This window comes from Candidatus Frankia nodulisporulans (genome assembly GCF_902806475.1).
GTDB classification, from domain to species: Bacteria; Actinomycetota; Actinomycetes; order Frankiales; family Frankiaceae; genus Frankia; species Frankia umida.
Window position 1 is genome coordinate 1 of record NZ_CADCWS010000488.1, and the last position, 1240, is coordinate 1240.

The following is a 1240-nucleotide window of genomic DNA, read 5'->3' on the forward strand; positions in this document are numbered from 1 at the left end:
CGACCCACCCGGTTCGCCGATCCGGTCGCCTGCGCGGGCACCCCCGCGGCCCGCAGACTCGCGGCCAGCACACCCGGTGCCAGGCCGCGCGCCGTAGCCGTAGCCGGTGCGGGTGGCGCGGACACCGTCGCTGCCGCCGGGGGCGCTGCCGCCGGGGGCGCTGCCGCCGGCGAGGTCGAACGGGCGCCGCCAGGGTGGGCCACGCGCGCCGCGGGGGGCCGGGGGGTGACGGTTCTCGCGGTGCGGGTGCGGGTGGGCGGGAACGCGCTCATGGGTTGCACCTTTCCGGGCTGAATCCGGGCTCGGGCTGAATCCGGTTCTGCGTCCAGTGGGATCTGATCCGCGCAAAGAAGGTCGACGTCGCCGGTGGGTGCATATCTCCACATCCGGTGCGGTGGGCCATCCGCGCAGGCAAACCGACCAGCCGAACCATACCGCGTCGCATTGCTCAAATAGGCCGCTCGATAAAGAATAAGTGGTCTTTTGGGTAACGGAGTGCGCTGGGTCGTGAAAATCGCCTACATCGCCCGATGTCAAGTATGCCGACGAATTCTCCGTGTCCTCCGAGTGGTCCGATGATAGGGGCTGGGCGGGCGGGGTGAGGGTCACGCACCTGGTTTCGGCCTAATGGTCGGCGACGGGCTCCCGTGCGGGGTGAGGCGGGCGCGTCGTTTCTTCTTGGTGGCCACCTGAAGGTGGTGGTCTGTCGAACTGGTGCGAGGGTCGGAGCGCCGAGTTCGGATGCCGGGTCGGTCGGGCTGCTGGTGGAACCGCTGGTCGCGCGCTACCGGTGTGGGTCCGGAGGCACCCGGGTGGCGCCGCATCGTTCGGGAGGCGGCGTTGATCGTCGCCAATGTCGATCGCCACGGTTGGTTACTCTCCGGGATCGATGCAGGTAAAAAACGTCGTCTCGAACCTCCGCGGGCGGATCTTCGCGGCCGTGTCGAAACGGTTGGCGCGCGGCGCGCGGGTACTGGACGGGCGGTGCTGGCCGGTTCTGGTGGACGGTGCGCGACCGAGAGGTGCGGCAGTCGCGACATCGCGAGTACGGCTTGTCCCTTATGGCCGCTATGGAGGTTTTTCGGCGTCTTGAATATCACCTTGCCTTATCATTTGGTTTTTAATCCCAAGGCGTGCTAAATGTGGTGCTCGGTTGCGCGCCAAGGGGGAGTCAATGATCGTTGCGGCTGCTGTTCACCAGCACGCAAGCCAGGACCTGCTGTTCGTCGCCGTGTCGATC

General features: G+C 67.1%; 1 protein-coding gene. It reads right to left on the minus strand.

Annotation, left to right across the window (positions count from 1 at the left end):
* Window positions 1-272, minus strand: a 272-nt coding sequence (locus G6R24_RS21035; RefSeq protein ID WP_476727369.1) for a hypothetical protein, incomplete at its 3' end; no start/stop codon positions are given.
* Window positions 273-1240: the final 968 nt, after the last annotated feature.